This is a genomic window from Methanococcoides seepicolus, assembly GCF_023684405.1.
In the GTDB taxonomy this organism is placed as follows: domain Archaea; phylum Halobacteriota; class Methanosarcinia; order Methanosarcinales; family Methanosarcinaceae; genus Methanococcoides; species Methanococcoides seepicolus.
In genome coordinates this window covers 1-12,965 of the sequence record NZ_JAGSOI010000069.1, presented here as the reverse complement: position 1 = coordinate 12,965, position 12,965 = coordinate 1, and the positions used below count along the sequence as shown (strand labels likewise).

Sequence of the window (12,965 nt, the reverse complement as noted above, 5' to 3'; positions counted from 1 at the left end):
TCCTTCCGATAAGCATCTTTTTTATCTTCTTTCCTCTTCTTACAACAGGAGTTATATGAGGAATCTTTTTATTTTGCAAGAACTCAAACACATCTACTGAATAGAACTCCCTGTCTAAACAAAGGACCTTGACCTTGAAGTTCAGTTTTTTTATGCAATCAATGAAGTATCTGAGGTAATCTACCTTTGTTTTATTCTTTTCTACTGGAAGAACTGATACAGTAAATCGATTGTTTTTGGTTATGATGGAAAGGGAGATGTATGAATAAAATGAGTTTGTTGACTTCTTAGACTGACTGCGTATCACATAGTTTTCGTTAGATGAATCAGTATGTCCATAATAAGGGTCATTAGTAAAATCGATAGCGAATGCATATTTCTTTCCTTATTCCAAAATCTTAAGAGCCTCTTGAAGTAGAATCTTTTCATTTATTCGAATAAGATTATCAAGATCCAGTTTTTGGAAATTATGTCGTATCGATGTCTCACATACTACTTTTTGGTAGTGTTTTGAAATGGAATGAACCGATCCCTTATCTACTGCCATACATACTGTAGTATGAAAAAGATCTTTACAGGTAAGTGAACCATTGATCTTGATTTTAATATTATCTGTAAGTGGCTTTAGAACAGTGTCAATACATTCTTTTGATCTTAGTTCAACTCTGGGAATGTTCTTGGAATTGGGAAGTTGAAATGACATATGGCGGCGTTTTCGCCGCATATATAGCTATCGAATGACATTATTTCATGCTGATAGTAAAATTAGCGAAGTACTGAAATTATTTATAATTTGTTTTTTACGTATTGCGAAAAAAAGTGTTGCCATATTTTCAGTTGTATATATCCCCCCGAAATTGTACAAGTGTATGAATTGAACTTCCAAAATTACAAGGATTTGCAAACTAATCGATTTTTTTAAAAGGGTTGCGTTTTTTTGAGTTACCTATATACCCTACTTTCTACGCAGAGATATATAAACGTGTAAAAAGTGTACGCTATAAAAAAGCACTTCGATTATTTCTCGCCTATACTTCAAAGCTTCAAAAGTCCCATAATAGAGGAAGTGTTCTTTGTTAAAGAGGATGTGAATTAAATATTTCCAAATCATTCAGTATCAATGTGACAAAAAGAAAAAAAGATGCGAATGAATACGAATTACCCGGAATTCAAAAAAAAGCCCTGGATAATTGGATAACGTTAAATATACTGCCACAAAAAATACCAAATGATATTTACGCCAGTTATGCACTCAAACTTCTTTTTGAACAAACACCAGATGGTTTCTTTATCACAAATAAGCAGTTTAAAGAAGCGATGGTCAGATGTGATTTCTCACCTGTAAATAAAAATAAATTAAATTGGGATTTTCGAGTTTCTCTAAAATCTTCAGAGTTGAAATGATCTAAATGAGGTTATAAACCCAACATATATCAAAAAAGCCATCCAAATTCCCCATTCTTCACCTATACAGAACACAGTCAGCCCTTACATAAATAACAGAAACCCCATCAACGGCAAGCCTGTCCTTCACAAGCTCTTCAAGTTCCTTTATCCTGCTACCAGCAAGCTTCGGATCATTGAACTCAAAGACAGTGACATCATCACAGAGCGCTTTTACAGCTTCAGTAAGGTCAGGTGTGGATTGTCCGCCTGTCATTGCTGCTGTCCTGTTGTCCAGCACCATCACGAGCACGTCACGTTTGTTCTCGACAGCATTTATCAGGCCTACGATGCCGGAATGTGACAGTCCGAAGTCACCTATGACAGCAACGGACTTTTTATCGAAACCTGTAGCTGTGGAAATAGCAGCACCAAGTGCAAATCCGACATCAACGGCTTCAAGGGGTGCAGGGGCACTGCGTATGGAGCAGCCCATATCACCCGCTATGAAAATATCCAGATCATGAAGCATTCTGTAGACCGGCAGGAAAAGACAGTCCTCGCACAAAGAACGTGAACCTCTTCCCCCAATGGTCTCAATAAAAGTATATTCAGTTACCTTATCTTTATCGATGTTCTCGATCGCAAAACCGATCTGCTCTTTTTCAATGCGACCATATGGGAGATGCCCGCTCATTTTTCCCAGTACGTTCTCGCAGATACTGATATGGGATTCGATAAAGGCTTCACTTTCCTCAATAACGAGAACTTTTTCATGGTCGGATATGAAATCTCTTAATTTCCTAACAGGAAGCGGAGATACAACATTAAGTGAAAGATGCGAAACCTCAAGCTGTCTTTCGGACAATAGCTCATCCACAAGCAAAGAGGGATAGCCAGAAGAAATTATGCCAGTCTTGCCTGCTTTAACATATCGTGTCAGAGAAGTGTTCTCTGCTTCATCCACAAGCAATGGCTGTACATTTATGTGAAAATGCTGGTGCTTGCCACGCATTGTCAGCTTCCAGACAGACCTGTCAAATGTAGCTTCTGTCTTCTTAATGTCCTCGGATCTTGTGACAGGACCTGTGGCTTTTTCCAGACGATCCGTTATCCTGACTATAACAGGGGTCTTTGTACTTTCGGAGAGTTCGAATGCTCTGATAAGTGACTTGTATGTAGCATCCGGGTTCGACGGGTCGAACACCGCGACCTCTGCCACCTCACCGTACCATCGTGAATCCTGCTCGTTCTGGGATGCTCTGACCCCCGGATCATCGCCTGCTATTATTACAAGTCCTGCGCCGATCGTATGTGTGACAGAGGTTATGAGAGGGTCGGAAAGGACATTCATGCCAACGTGTTTTGTGATGGTCAGTGCCCTTCTGCCTGAAACGGAAGCACCGAGTGCGGTCTCCAGTGCAGCCTTCTCATTGGTCATCCACAGGGTGGTGACGTCAGCGGGACTGTTCTTTTCAAAATGTTCGATCACTGCTGTCGTGGGAAATCCGGCAACTGCCGTTATCATCTTTACACCACAGTCCATGGCTGCAGCATAAAGGGCTTCAAGCCCCGTGACCTCCACAGGTTCATTTTGACCCTCAGGAACGTTCATAACTTAGCTTCCAGATCAATTGATTCATCAGGACGGGCAAACCATGCAAGGGATGCCAAGGCACCTATCACACCATTGCCATCGAGCCAGATATCAACACCATTCTTGCGTGCATGTTCCATTGCAATATCCTTGGTCAGCTCTCCGCTGCGACACATGGTGCTGTATTCTTCCATATGGGATGCCTCGAACGAGGAAAGTACCACCATACCGGTCTCATCGGACACGCTGTATTTGAGAAGTGCATTTTTCATGTCTTCAAGGAGCTCTTCCTTCGCTTCCTCGCTCACACAACCAAATTCAAGCACTGTGGATACGCAGTTCTGTGTTTTAGCTGAGACAGGGAACAATTGAACAAGGGAATGGGAAAGATAGACGGATTCATTGCTATTGAGTGCCGTAGCAATGTTGTGTGTCATTGACCACGTCGCTCCATCTTCCTTCGTATCGGTATCATCTATCCCGATAAGCACACGCTGCCGCCTTGGAACGACTATGGTGCCTTTGGCAGCCTTTCCGCCACCTGAGTCACCCACATCATAGCGTAGCACTCCCTGTGCGAATGCTCTGCATTTCGTGGCACCCACGCCTCCGCCTCCAAGCCCTGCATAGGTGATGGATACCTCATCCCCGTCAACCACAACCGATTCGATCCCGGCAGCAGCCACTGATGGCTTAAGTGTAAGATCGCAAACATCAGCTTTCACGAGGTAGCGGCTCATGTTGCCCACTGCACGTGCCTTCTGTACAAGGGGTGACCGGGCATAGTGGAAGCGTGACCATGCAGCACCACTATAGCAATTCGTATGCTCGATTATCTCTGCATACTCGTTATTTTCATCACAGACCACATAGATTCCCCTGTAGGGGATCGTGTAAGGATCTGTAAGTTCTACTTCTTTCATCTGATTGGATGAATTATGGGTAATGGTTTAAAGCTTTTGTTGAAAGCTCATCATAAGTGATAAAAAATAATATAGTGCATGAAGACCAATTCGCTTCTATCCCATATACATATGAAAAATACTTACATGTGGCGTTTCGCAAATTTTGTAAAAAAGGCTAACACATCACCCAACGCGTGCTCGTGCAGATCATTGTCGTTTTGACGTTCAAATTGTACAACTTCGTATCTCTCAGCGATGAGCCCCTCTTTTGGTAAAGTACCCATGGCAGTAATCCCATTATGTACTTCTTCAAACACCTTGCATTTTGAAAGCAAATCGTTATCTATCGCATGTTTTAATTCTATTGTAACACTGTCCGTGTTTCCGCGACATGTAAAAACGAGTATGTTCAAGTCGGCAACTTCCAAGCATTCCAAACTTTTGGAAAGGTTGGGGCTGACGGAATTACCATCAGTAGGAAATTCTTTAACGATGTAAGTACTGACATAACCTTCATCTTTTAGGAAATCTCGAAGTGCAATTAAACGTTCTTCTTCTACCAGAGGTTTATATGCACCATAAATTATGATAAGAAGCTCGGCTTTGCGAGAAAGGAAGGATTCTTCGGTTTGTTTTTTGAACTTCTTCCAACGGTTAGAATCATTCTGAGAGAGCACACAGTGCATACAATTTTTACAACATAAATAAATAGTAGTAAAATGAATTGTACTAAGTATAGTAAATTCTACACATTGCCTCAGTCAAAGTATGAAAATAATCCAGTTGGAGGGATTAGTATGACTACAAATGAAACCGAAAGCATAGAAAAATATGCTAATGAAATGCCTTCTGAACTTAGGCGAGCAATGAAAGCACTAGGTGGTAATACAGGACTGGCTACTTTTCTTGTTCTCTTCAAATATGGTGAATTATCATTTTCAGAAATTCGAAAAGAGCTAGAAATACCAACAGAACTCAGTGGCCAACTAACATATCACATCAAAAACCTACAAAAAGCAGGATTGGTCAAAAACGAATATGTCAAAAAAGAAGATACAAACAATTTCTCCTTTTATGACGTAACCGAATTTGGGGAAGATTTTGTCAACAATTTAATGACCACAGTCAAAGTTCTGAAACCGGAGCAAGTTACCCTCGAGGTTGTAAAGACCGTCGAGGTTGCAAGCAATCTAATTCCCAATCAGGACAAATATAGAGTCGAAAATGGACATTTAAATAAAACTATAAGCATTATGGGAGTTTGATAGAATGGTTAAAGAAGAAAAAATAGAGGAAGAAGAAAAAGTAACCGGTCAGGCAGATATCAATAAGCTATACGATACCTCAGATATCCCAAGCAGGATCAATGTTACACATACAAAATATTCAAATCTCGCATCCATAAATGTGGCAAACCGGGATGTACATATAGATTTTCTAGAACTACCGGGGGTCAGAATGGAAAACGAATTGCTCATCAACGCAACACGAGTCTATATGTCTCACGCAGCTGCACAGAAATTCGCCAAAGCACTTCAAAATGTATTGGATGACGTGCATTCCCAAGGAATCATGGAGATGTATGGAGAAGAGGAATAAGATTAATTACAATAATCTTTTACCTCTTTTCATCCCCCAAGGATGCATCACAAACCCTTCCTGTATAGTATGCTTCATTCCAATTTCATGCATTATGCCGAAGCTGCCAGTTACCTATCTTGCAGACAACAATCTCTTTCTCGCGATGAGAACACCACCCAAGTGCAAGTCGACGAGGATACCCTGAGTCTGTCTTACCCAGCATCTTCTTCAGGCCGAGGTGTTGATACATGTACCAGTAGTATGCTACTGGATTGAGGAGCTTCTTTTCGTAGCTCATGAGATGAAAATTGCATTATTCACTCTGTTCTTAGCATAGAATTCACCGAGCATGTCAGTGACATTGTCAATGAGTTCTCCCAGTTCAATGCGAGTCGTTGCTGCTCCCAAATCGTGAACAAAACGCTTGAACGTATAGTTTCCATCGACTTCTTCGCCGTTGACATTGATGTTCGAATTCTTGCAGTAAACAAGATATCCGAGTTCAGCTTCAGAAGTAAGTGGCATAATTCCATACATCTACAATACACAGACTGCAGAAGTTACTGGTATTCCAGAAACCTATCCAGTACTTGAAAGCACTGATTCATTCCACAGGCCACCATACATTGCAGCTATCAGTTCTGCCCAGGGTAACTTCAATGCAGACTTTCAGCCATCAGTTTATGTAACCTTCCTCTTTCAAACTGACATACCTTCCATCCCCGATGATCACATGGTCCAAGACACTTATACCAAGAATCTTCCCGCCTTCAACGAGCTTTTCCGTTACAGCTATGTCCTCCCTGCTTGGCGCGGGGTCACCCGAGGGATGATTATGTGTTAGTATGACGGACGCTGAAGATTCCATAAGAGCTGATTTGAACACTTCACGCGGATGTACGATATTTGCGTTCAGGCTGCCAATGGAGATCACCTCTTCCTTGATGATATTGTTCTTCGTATCAAGATAAAGGGCTGTAAGATGTTCTTTTTTCAATTCGCGATGTCTAGGATAGAGCAGGGAATATACATCGTTTGCTGAGCGTATCTTTCTTTTAGGATCATCTGTAAAGATCTCCAGTTTTCTCGCCAGTTCAAAGACCGCTGCTATCTGGGTAGCTTTGGCAGGACCGATACCCCGTATCTTTGTGAGCTGGCTGATGTTCGCCTGGCTTAATTGTTTCAGATTGTATTCCGAGAGGATACGACTGGACATACTGACCACATTCTCGTCCTTTGACCCTGTACGAAGAATAACGGAAAGCAGTTCTGCATTAGAAAGAAAACCGGGACCATGTTTCAACAAGCGCTCTCTTGGCCGATCTTCCGATGGCATGTCATGTATTCTTACCTGATATCCACACATGTAACAGAGTAATATTCTTTATTAATATAAAGCAATCGACATTTAAATTTTTGTTTTATATTTTTAGAAAGAATAAACTTTTGCCACCCGTTCACCGTACTTATATATATTAATCAGGAATAGGAATGGGCATGAAAGTCATTTCAGTCATAGGCTACAAGAACACAGGGAAAACGACCTTCGTTACCCGAATGGTAAAGGAACTTTCAGAACTTGGTCGTGTAGGAACGGTCAAACTGATGCTTGACCATCGTCTTGATGATTCGAACACTGATACCGGCAAACATTTCGATTCCGGTGCCGACATGGTCACTGCCGTCACGGACAGGGAACTGGTGACCATTAGCCGTACTCCTTCTTTTGAAAAAGCACTGGATGAACTTGCTGATGCAGGAATGGATTTTGCCATCGTTGAAGGTGCAAAGGACAGTGATGTTGCAAAGGTCGTTCTCGGAGATATGGATGAGGACGTTTCCAATGTTATTGCAAGACTTCCTGAAAAGGCCGACTGGGACCTTGAAAATATCGTCACACTGCTAATGGAACAACCGGACTGCGTCACACTCAATTCCCTTATAGAAAAGGTCAGAGCAAATCCCAACATAGTAAAAGCAGGGGGCATAGGTACTTTCATCGGAATCGTAAGGGTGGATAACGAGGATTACGAGACCCGGATGCTCGAATTCGAGAAGTATGATAAGGTCGCAGATGCCAGCATCCAAAAGATACGGGAAGAAATGATGCAGCAAGAGGGTATCATCGATGTTCTTATTCATCATAAAGCCGGAAGGATAATGCCACTTGAAGATATCGTATACATCGTGATAGCAGCAGGCCACCGACAGCAACTGTTCGCAGCTCTTAGTGAGACATTGGATCGAGTGAAATCAGAAGTGCCCATATGGAAAAAAGAGATAACCATCGATGGTAATTTCTGGGTCCATGACCATGCCTGAAACTATATGAATATCGAATATAAAAATATGAAAATGATGTATGGTCCAATGACCAGGCATCATTAACTCACTGTTCTCGGGAAGTATTTTCAAGATCTATTGGCATGCTGGATCCAAGTTGGTTTTCCTAATTTCCTTCATTTTATTCATTTTTATTTTGATAAAACTCCATACTTTGTTCTGATATCGATATGTTATTCTAATATATTTTGGGTCTACTATAAATTCCATTAAATGATCTACGAAACATTAATGTATGGCTTATGTTAACATGTGACATAATTAATGTACATTAAAAATGGTGATAATTATGCTAGGAATAGATGACCCTTATATCTGGATGGCTTATGTGCTTTGCATCATAAGTGCCCTGGGTTGTATAGTATATGGTTTATTGAAATGGAATGAAGAAGAGCAGGAGGAACTTTAATGGCAGTTAGCACACCCTTGCTTGGAGTGATCGTACTTATTTATCTTATGATAATCTTCTACCTTGGATTACTTGGATACAAAAAAACGAAAGAAATAGACGACTACATGGTAGCCGGAAGAAGTATTCATCCCTACATTCTTGCACTTTCTTATGGTGCGACATTTATTAGTACCTCTGCGATAATTGGTTTTGGCGGAGCTGCAGGAGCTTTGGGGATGGGTCTTCTCTGGCTGGCAGTGATGAACATCGTCGTAGGTATATTCATTGCTTTTGTTGTATTCGGAAAACGCACAAGGCGTATGGGTGCCCGCCTTAATGCCGTAACATTTCCGGAGTTTTTAGGCAAACGTTTCCAGTCACGCTTCATACAGGGATTCTCAGGAGCCATCATTGGTATTTTCATGCCCCTTTATGCAGGCATTGTTCTGATAGGCGGAGCACGTTTTGTTGAGACCACGCTTGGAGTCAATTATGATATTGCAGTGCTCATACTGGCGATCATAGTAGCTGCTTATGTCATTACCGGCGGGCTGATTGCTGTTATGTACACCGATGCATTGCAGGGCGCTTTTATGTTCATTGGAATGATCGTACTTCTTGCACTTACATACATCAAGCTTGGTGGTGTAACGGCAGCACACGAAGCACTTTCAGGCATGACAGGACTTGTACCTGAGTCACTTGTTGCCGGAGGACATTTGGGCTGGACAACCATGCCAGCGTTCGGATCACCGATCTGGTGGACATTGGTATCCACACTTGTCCTTGGTGTAGGCATAGGGGTTCTTGCACAGCCACAGCTTGCCGTCAGATACATGACCGTTGAGAATGACAGGGCATTAAGCCGTGCTGTACTTGTAGGCGGACCATTCATACTGATGATGACCGGAGTAGCCTTTACAGTGGGTGCACTTTCAAACGTATATTTCCAGAAAACACAGGGAATTATTGCAGTTGCAGCTGCCAAGGGAAATACTGACCTTATAATTCCGGAATTCATCAACGGAGCCATGCCAGAGCTGTTCGTAGTCCTGTTCATGCTGACACTTCTTGCAGCTGCAATGTCAACGTTGAGCTCACAGTTCCATACAATGGGAACAGCTATTGGACATGACTTCTACCGCGAGTTCATCAAGAAAGGGGAGGTCGGGCAGACGGTGAACATAACGAGGCTTGGGATCGCTTTGACCATTATTACAAGTGTTATCCTTGCATATATACTGCCCATAAGCATCATCGCAAGGGCAACTGCTATTTTCTTCGGTCTCTGTGCAGCGGCTTTCCTACCCATGTACGTAGGTGCATTGTTCTGGAAGAGGATGACAAGGGAAGGTGCGATTGCAAGTCTTCTGGTGGGTACAGCAGGAAGCCTGTTCTGGCTGACATTCATACATTCAAAGGAAGCAGTACCTCTTGGCATATGCAAAGCCCTTTTTGGAGTGGATACCTTGCTTACGGGTACTTGGACAGTTGTCGACCCCATAATTGTGGCAACTCCAATTGCAATGATCGTTGCAATTGTCGTAAGCCTTGCTACAACACCACCTTCAGCTGAGCATCTAAAAGACTGTTATGGGAAATGAACTTTGAAGAATTCTTAGTGGATGACACCATCCACTTCTTTTTTTGTTTATAAATGGAAGTTTTGTAAGGGATAGCTCCATTAATATGATCTTTTAAGATCAGATCCATCCGAATAAGAAACATTCAAGAAACCAAAAAAGCAAAGCTATTGTCAATATGAGAAATATCTGCCAGACCTCAACCTTCAAGGATATCTGATTGCCCCCGCTAAATATGGTTTTGTTGATATAACAGGATTCTCATTGCCGATTCCTACTTATAAATTTAACGCTTATGAAGATCAACCAAGATATTAGAAGATATTTTATATTATCATAAATGAAAATGTTGTGAAAAACCTTTGTTGACAATAAAATGTTTCAGCATTGGAACTTGAATCGTCGATAGGTTTTTTAAGAATTGGGATTCTATGAACTTCCAGAAACTAATGGTGAAATAAAATGAGCTACAAAGTAGGTATTATGGGTGCTACTGGTGCAGTAGGCAGGGAAATCATAGAAGTACTACACGATAGGAACTTTCCTGTGGAAGAACTAAGGCTTTTTGCATCAGAGAGAAGTGCAGGCAAGACAATAGATACTCCTTTTGGAGCTATTACTATTGAAAATGCTGATATGGCAGATTATTCACAACTGAATATTGCATTTTTTGCGATAAGCGGTGACTGGAGCAAGGAAAATGCAGATAAGGCAACAAGTGCCGGCTGCTATGTTATCGATAACAGCAGTGCTTTCAGATACGATGATGAGGTTCCGTTGGTGGTACCCGAGATAAATGCCGATGCAATCGGAGATTCTAAGCTTATTGCCAACCCGAACTGCACAACTGCCATTGCAGCGATCCCCTTATACGCACTTCATAAGGAATATGGGTTGAAGAAGGTCATCATCAGCACTTATCAGGCTACCAGCGGGGCTGGAGCAGCCGGCATGAGCGAATTGACCGAAGAAACGAAGAACTATCTTGAAGGTAAAGAGGTTAAGAACAAGGTCTTTACATATCCTATCGCTTTCAATACGATACCCCATATTGACAGTTTCCAGGAAAACGATTACACCCGTGAGGAAATGAAGGTAGTCTGGGAGACAAGGAAGATATTCTCGGAACCAGATATCCCTATCAGCTGTACCTGTGTAAGGATACCGACCATGAGAGTGCATGGTGAGAGCATTGTCATAGAGACAGAAAGACCGATCGATGCAGTTGATGCAAAAAAATTATTAGGACAAGTCGAAGGTGTTGAATTAAAGGACGATATTGAGAACAATATCTATCCAATGCCATTGAACGCTACTAAAAAGTATGATGTGGAAGTTGGCAGAATAAGACAGAACCTTGTATTTGGAGACCACGGGCTTGAGTTCTTTGTCTGCGGTGACCAGATCCTTAAGGGAGCAGCCTTGAATGCTGTTCAAATTGCTGAAAAGCTCTAATATAAAAATACTAATATAAAAATAATCGAAGGTCGTCTGTGACTTTCATCCATTTACTTTTTTGATCTTTAAGCCAACTATCCCTCAGTTGACATTGCAATGGTATATGATCGAGAGGCAAAAGTCATATGACGAAGTTTAGAGGGGATAGATAGATTATTTCATAATTGAAATTTTGACTTTTGCCTATGTTCAATTTGTTTACATGGAATATAAATGTATTCTTGATGAGCATTTTATTATAATCCTGCAAAACCTTAATACCGAAGCCCCCAACATTTTAGAAATATGTTGAAAATGTTGAATTATATTGACATAGTAGGTGCGCACATTGTCGTATATCTGGAAATAATATTAAGAAAACGTAGATGAATCTAAAAAATATATAATTAAAAAGATGCGAATGGTACGCCCTCTTTTAATGTATTGACTAAATTCTATGAATATCATTCAATAGTATAATAAATAATTATATACTTGCATAAAATATTATATAACTTTAAGCACAATATTTGAAATGTCCTTGCGATTTATAATAAAGCTTATATATATCATTGTGCATTCATTCCAAAATCATAGCTATATGTTGTGATACATGAGGATTTAAATATAATAATCGCATATCTTAAATTGGGTACTTAATGTGCTTTATATATAATTGGTACGGTGATGGACATGATTAGCACTGGTGGAAAGCTATTAGATGACTCTAGCGAAGAGATTATCGATTCGTTGAAGAGTTTGGGAATGACGCGCAACCTTGCGACTACTGTGGCCTATCTTTCAAATGTGAGCGAAGCCTCATCTCAAGAAATTGAGATGAAGACTGGACTCCGTCAACCGGAAGTTAGTGTTGCAATGAGGTCAATGCGCGAGCACGATTGGATATCGATCCATAATGAAAAGGTTACAGGTAAAGGCAGACCTACGAAGATCTACACTTTGAAAACACCTTTCAATGATATTGTAAAACATTATGAGGCAAAGATCCGAGAAGAGAACGATGCAAGAATGCGTATAATAGATAAATTAAAGGATCTTGCAAAATAAAGGATATCCAATATAAGGATATCCAACTTTTATTTAAATCATTACTTTTTGGCTAGATCGTATTGATCAGCTTTGTTTTTAACCGCCGGATATCGCTTTTAAGATGGTGACCGTACCTTCGACAACTATATCGTCGATAGGGACAGCTTTTCCATCATTTAATAAAATAACAAGTTCCTGATTGATATCCATAATATTCAGAAGGTCCTCATACGTAGAATCATCAGGAACGTTTATTATATGTCCATCCGGGTTATCAGGAAATATCTTGACTTTAATTGTTGTGCTCAATCTAGTACTTCACCACCCTCTCCCTTGAGATCGTCGAGGTTTTCGTGTATCAATTTATCATCCAAAAGCTCAACCTTTTTTTCGCCTTTACGTTCAGAATCACGTTTGTTAAATTTACCACATTTAGACATACATTTCACCTCAGTAAATAAGTTGTATCGTATAGTAATTAATCTTTTCTAACCCCTGACCCATCGAACTACTTTTAGTACTAATTAAAATGAGGGGCATTGGTATTTAAGTAGAGTTTTTATGTTATTAGGACCTATATTTATGCATGAACTGTCCCAGGTGCAAGAGCTCCAATCATAAAAAGAACGGTAAAATCGATGGACGTCAACGCTACAAATGCCATGATTGTGGGTATAACTATTCAGTGGAGATTA

16 protein-coding genes and 1 pseudogene are annotated in these 12,965 nt (G+C 40.7%); 9 read left to right on the top strand and 8 right to left on the bottom strand.

Annotated elements, in window-relative coordinates; genetic code table 11:
- Positions 1-703 (bottom strand): annotated as a pseudogene (locus KDK67_RS12385) (transposase); the annotation flags it as partial.
- Between the two features lie 419 nt (positions 704-1,122).
- Here KDK67_RS12385 and KDK67_RS12380 point away from each other — a divergent pair.
- Positions 1,123-1,404 carry a hypothetical protein gene (locus KDK67_RS12380; protein WP_250869104.1) on the top strand — a complete coding sequence of 94 codons (282 nt, stop codon included), beginning with the start codon at positions 1,123-1,125 and terminating at the stop codon, positions 1,402-1,404.
- A gap of 58 nt (positions 1,405-1,462) precedes the next feature.
- Here KDK67_RS12380 and KDK67_RS12375 read toward each other — a convergent pair whose 3' ends face one another.
- The 3 genes from KDK67_RS12375 to KDK67_RS12365 all read right to left on the bottom strand — a co-directional run bounded on the left by KDK67_RS12375 (position 1,463) and on the right by KDK67_RS12365 (position 4,562).
- The gene (locus tag KDK67_RS12375) at positions 1,463-2,998 is read right to left on the bottom strand and encodes a thiamine pyrophosphate-dependent enzyme (RefSeq protein WP_250869102.1); all 1,536 of its coding nucleotides are present in this window, start codon (positions 2,996-2,998) and stop codon (positions 1,463-1,465) included.
- Positions 2,995-3,903 carry a methanogenesis marker protein 11 gene (gene mmp11 / locus KDK67_RS12370; RefSeq protein ID WP_250869100.1) on the bottom strand — a complete coding sequence of 303 codons (909 nt, stop codon included), beginning with the start codon at positions 3,901-3,903 and terminating at the stop codon, positions 2,995-2,997. Before mmp11 ends, KDK67_RS12375 begins: the two co-directional genes overlap by 4 nt.
- A 122-nt stretch (positions 3,904-4,025) precedes the next feature.
- Positions 4,026-4,562: a hypothetical protein gene (locus tag KDK67_RS12365; RefSeq protein ID WP_250869099.1), complete on the bottom strand. Its 537-nt coding sequence runs from the start codon at positions 4,560-4,562 to the stop codon at positions 4,026-4,028.
- Positions 4,563-4,682: 120 nt separating this feature from the next.
- Here KDK67_RS12365 and KDK67_RS12360 point away from each other — a divergent pair, with 120 nt between their 5' ends.
- Positions 4,683-5,150: a winged helix-turn-helix domain-containing protein gene (locus KDK67_RS12360; RefSeq protein WP_250869097.1), complete on the top strand. Its 468-nt coding sequence runs from the start codon at positions 4,683-4,685 to the stop codon at positions 5,148-5,150.
- Between the two features lie 4 nt (positions 5,151-5,154).
- Complete coding sequence (locus tag KDK67_RS12355) at positions 5,155-5,484, top strand: DUF3467 domain-containing protein (protein WP_250869095.1); 330 nt, start codon at positions 5,155-5,157, stop codon at positions 5,482-5,484.
- A gap of 276 nt (positions 5,485-5,760) precedes the next feature.
- Here the strand turns inward: KDK67_RS12355 and KDK67_RS12350 are convergent, their stop codons facing one another.
- Both KDK67_RS12350 and radC read right to left on the bottom strand, forming a co-directional pair.
- A complete protein-coding gene (locus tag KDK67_RS12350; protein ID WP_250869093.1) occupies positions 5,761-5,991 on the bottom strand; it encodes a hypothetical protein in 231 nt (76 codons plus the stop codon).
- Positions 5,992-6,142: 151 nt separating this feature from the next.
- Positions 6,143-6,832 (bottom strand): RadC family protein, encoded by a 690-nt coding sequence (gene radC / locus KDK67_RS12345; protein ID WP_250869092.1) that lies wholly within the window; start codon positions 6,830-6,832, stop codon positions 6,143-6,145.
- A gap of 131 nt (positions 6,833-6,963) precedes the next feature.
- Between radC and KDK67_RS12340 the strand changes: the two genes are divergently transcribed.
- The 5 genes from KDK67_RS12340 to KDK67_RS12325 all read left to right on the top strand — a co-directional run bounded on the left by KDK67_RS12340 (position 6,964) and on the right by KDK67_RS12325 (position 12,288).
- Complete coding sequence (locus KDK67_RS12340; RefSeq protein ID WP_250869090.1) at positions 6,964-7,788, top strand: molybdopterin synthase; 825 nt, start codon at positions 6,964-6,966, stop codon at positions 7,786-7,788.
- Between the two features lie 310 nt (positions 7,789-8,098).
- Positions 8,099-8,218: a symporter small accessory protein gene (locus KDK67_RS14470; RefSeq protein ID WP_331522285.1), complete on the top strand. Its 120-nt coding sequence runs from the start codon at positions 8,099-8,101 to the stop codon at positions 8,216-8,218.
- Positions 8,218-9,804, top strand: a complete 1,587-nt coding sequence (locus tag KDK67_RS12335) for a sodium:solute symporter family protein (RefSeq protein WP_250869088.1) — start codon at positions 8,218-8,220, stop codon at positions 9,802-9,804. The genes KDK67_RS14470 and KDK67_RS12335 overlap by 1 nt, the downstream gene beginning before the upstream one ends.
- 441 nt (positions 9,805-10,245) lie before the next feature.
- Positions 10,246-11,238 carry an aspartate-semialdehyde dehydrogenase gene (locus KDK67_RS12330; RefSeq protein ID WP_250869087.1) on the top strand — a complete coding sequence of 331 codons (993 nt, stop codon included), beginning with the start codon at positions 10,246-10,248 and terminating at the stop codon, positions 11,236-11,238.
- A 675-nt stretch (positions 11,239-11,913) separates the two neighbouring features.
- The gene (locus KDK67_RS12325; protein ID WP_250869086.1) at positions 11,914-12,288 is read left to right on the top strand and encodes an MreA family transcriptional regulator; all 375 of its coding nucleotides are present in this window, start codon (positions 11,914-11,916) and stop codon (positions 12,286-12,288) included.
- Positions 12,289-12,366: 78 nt separating this feature from the next.
- On the opposite strand, the gene KDK67_RS12320 is transcribed toward KDK67_RS12325, so the two are convergent.
- Both KDK67_RS12320 and KDK67_RS14360 read right to left on the bottom strand, forming a co-directional pair.
- Positions 12,367-12,579, bottom strand: coding sequence for a ubiquitin family protein (locus KDK67_RS12320; RefSeq protein WP_250869085.1), 213 nt, complete (start codon positions 12,577-12,579; stop codon positions 12,367-12,369).
- Positions 12,576-12,710: a hypothetical protein gene (locus KDK67_RS14360; RefSeq protein WP_276575156.1), complete on the bottom strand. Its 135-nt coding sequence runs from the start codon at positions 12,708-12,710 to the stop codon at positions 12,576-12,578. Before KDK67_RS14360 ends, KDK67_RS12320 begins: the two co-directional genes overlap by 4 nt.
- A 146-nt stretch (positions 12,711-12,856) precedes the next feature.
- On the opposite strand from KDK67_RS14360, the gene KDK67_RS12315 reads away from it, so the two are divergent.
- A partial coding sequence (locus KDK67_RS12315) for a transposase-like zinc-binding domain-containing protein (RefSeq protein WP_420846926.1) occupies positions 12,857-12,965 on the top strand: 109 nt, incomplete at its 3' end.

Excerpts from the sequence above, each read along its gene's own strand:
- KDK67_RS12375 (WP_250869102.1), bottom strand. The coding sequence starts at position 2,998 with ATGAACGTTCCTGAGGGTCAAAATGAACCTGTGGAGGTCACGGGGCTT.
- mmp11 (WP_250869100.1), bottom strand. The coding sequence starts at position 3,903 with ATGAAAGAAGTAGAACTTACAGATCCTTACACGATCCCCTACAGGGGA.
- KDK67_RS12360 (WP_250869097.1), top strand. The coding sequence starts at position 4,683 with ATGACTACAAATGAAACCGAAAGCATAGAAAAATATGCTAATGAAATG.
- KDK67_RS12355 (WP_250869095.1), top strand. The coding sequence starts at position 5,155 with ATGGTTAAAGAAGAAAAAATAGAGGAAGAAGAAAAAGTAACCGGTCAG.
- KDK67_RS12350 (WP_250869093.1), bottom strand. The coding sequence starts at position 5,991 with ATGCCACTTACTTCTGAAGCTGAACTCGGATATCTTGTTTACTGCAAG.
- radC (WP_250869092.1), bottom strand. The coding sequence starts at position 6,832 with ATGTGTGGATATCAGGTAAGAATACATGACATGCCATCGGAAGATCGG.
- KDK67_RS12340 (WP_250869090.1), top strand. The coding sequence starts at position 6,964 with ATGAAAGTCATTTCAGTCATAGGCTACAAGAACACAGGGAAAACGACC.
- KDK67_RS14470 (WP_331522285.1), top strand. The coding sequence starts at position 8,099 with ATGCTAGGAATAGATGACCCTTATATCTGGATGGCTTATGTGCTTTGC.
- KDK67_RS12335 (WP_250869088.1), top strand. The coding sequence starts at position 8,218 with ATGGCAGTTAGCACACCCTTGCTTGGAGTGATCGTACTTATTTATCTT.
- KDK67_RS12330 (WP_250869087.1), top strand. The coding sequence starts at position 10,246 with ATGAGCTACAAAGTAGGTATTATGGGTGCTACTGGTGCAGTAGGCAGG.
- KDK67_RS12325 (WP_250869086.1), top strand. The coding sequence starts at position 11,914 with ATGATTAGCACTGGTGGAAAGCTATTAGATGACTCTAGCGAAGAGATT.
- KDK67_RS14360 (WP_276575156.1), bottom strand. The coding sequence starts at position 12,710 with ATGTCTAAATGTGGTAAATTTAACAAACGTGATTCTGAACGTAAAGGC.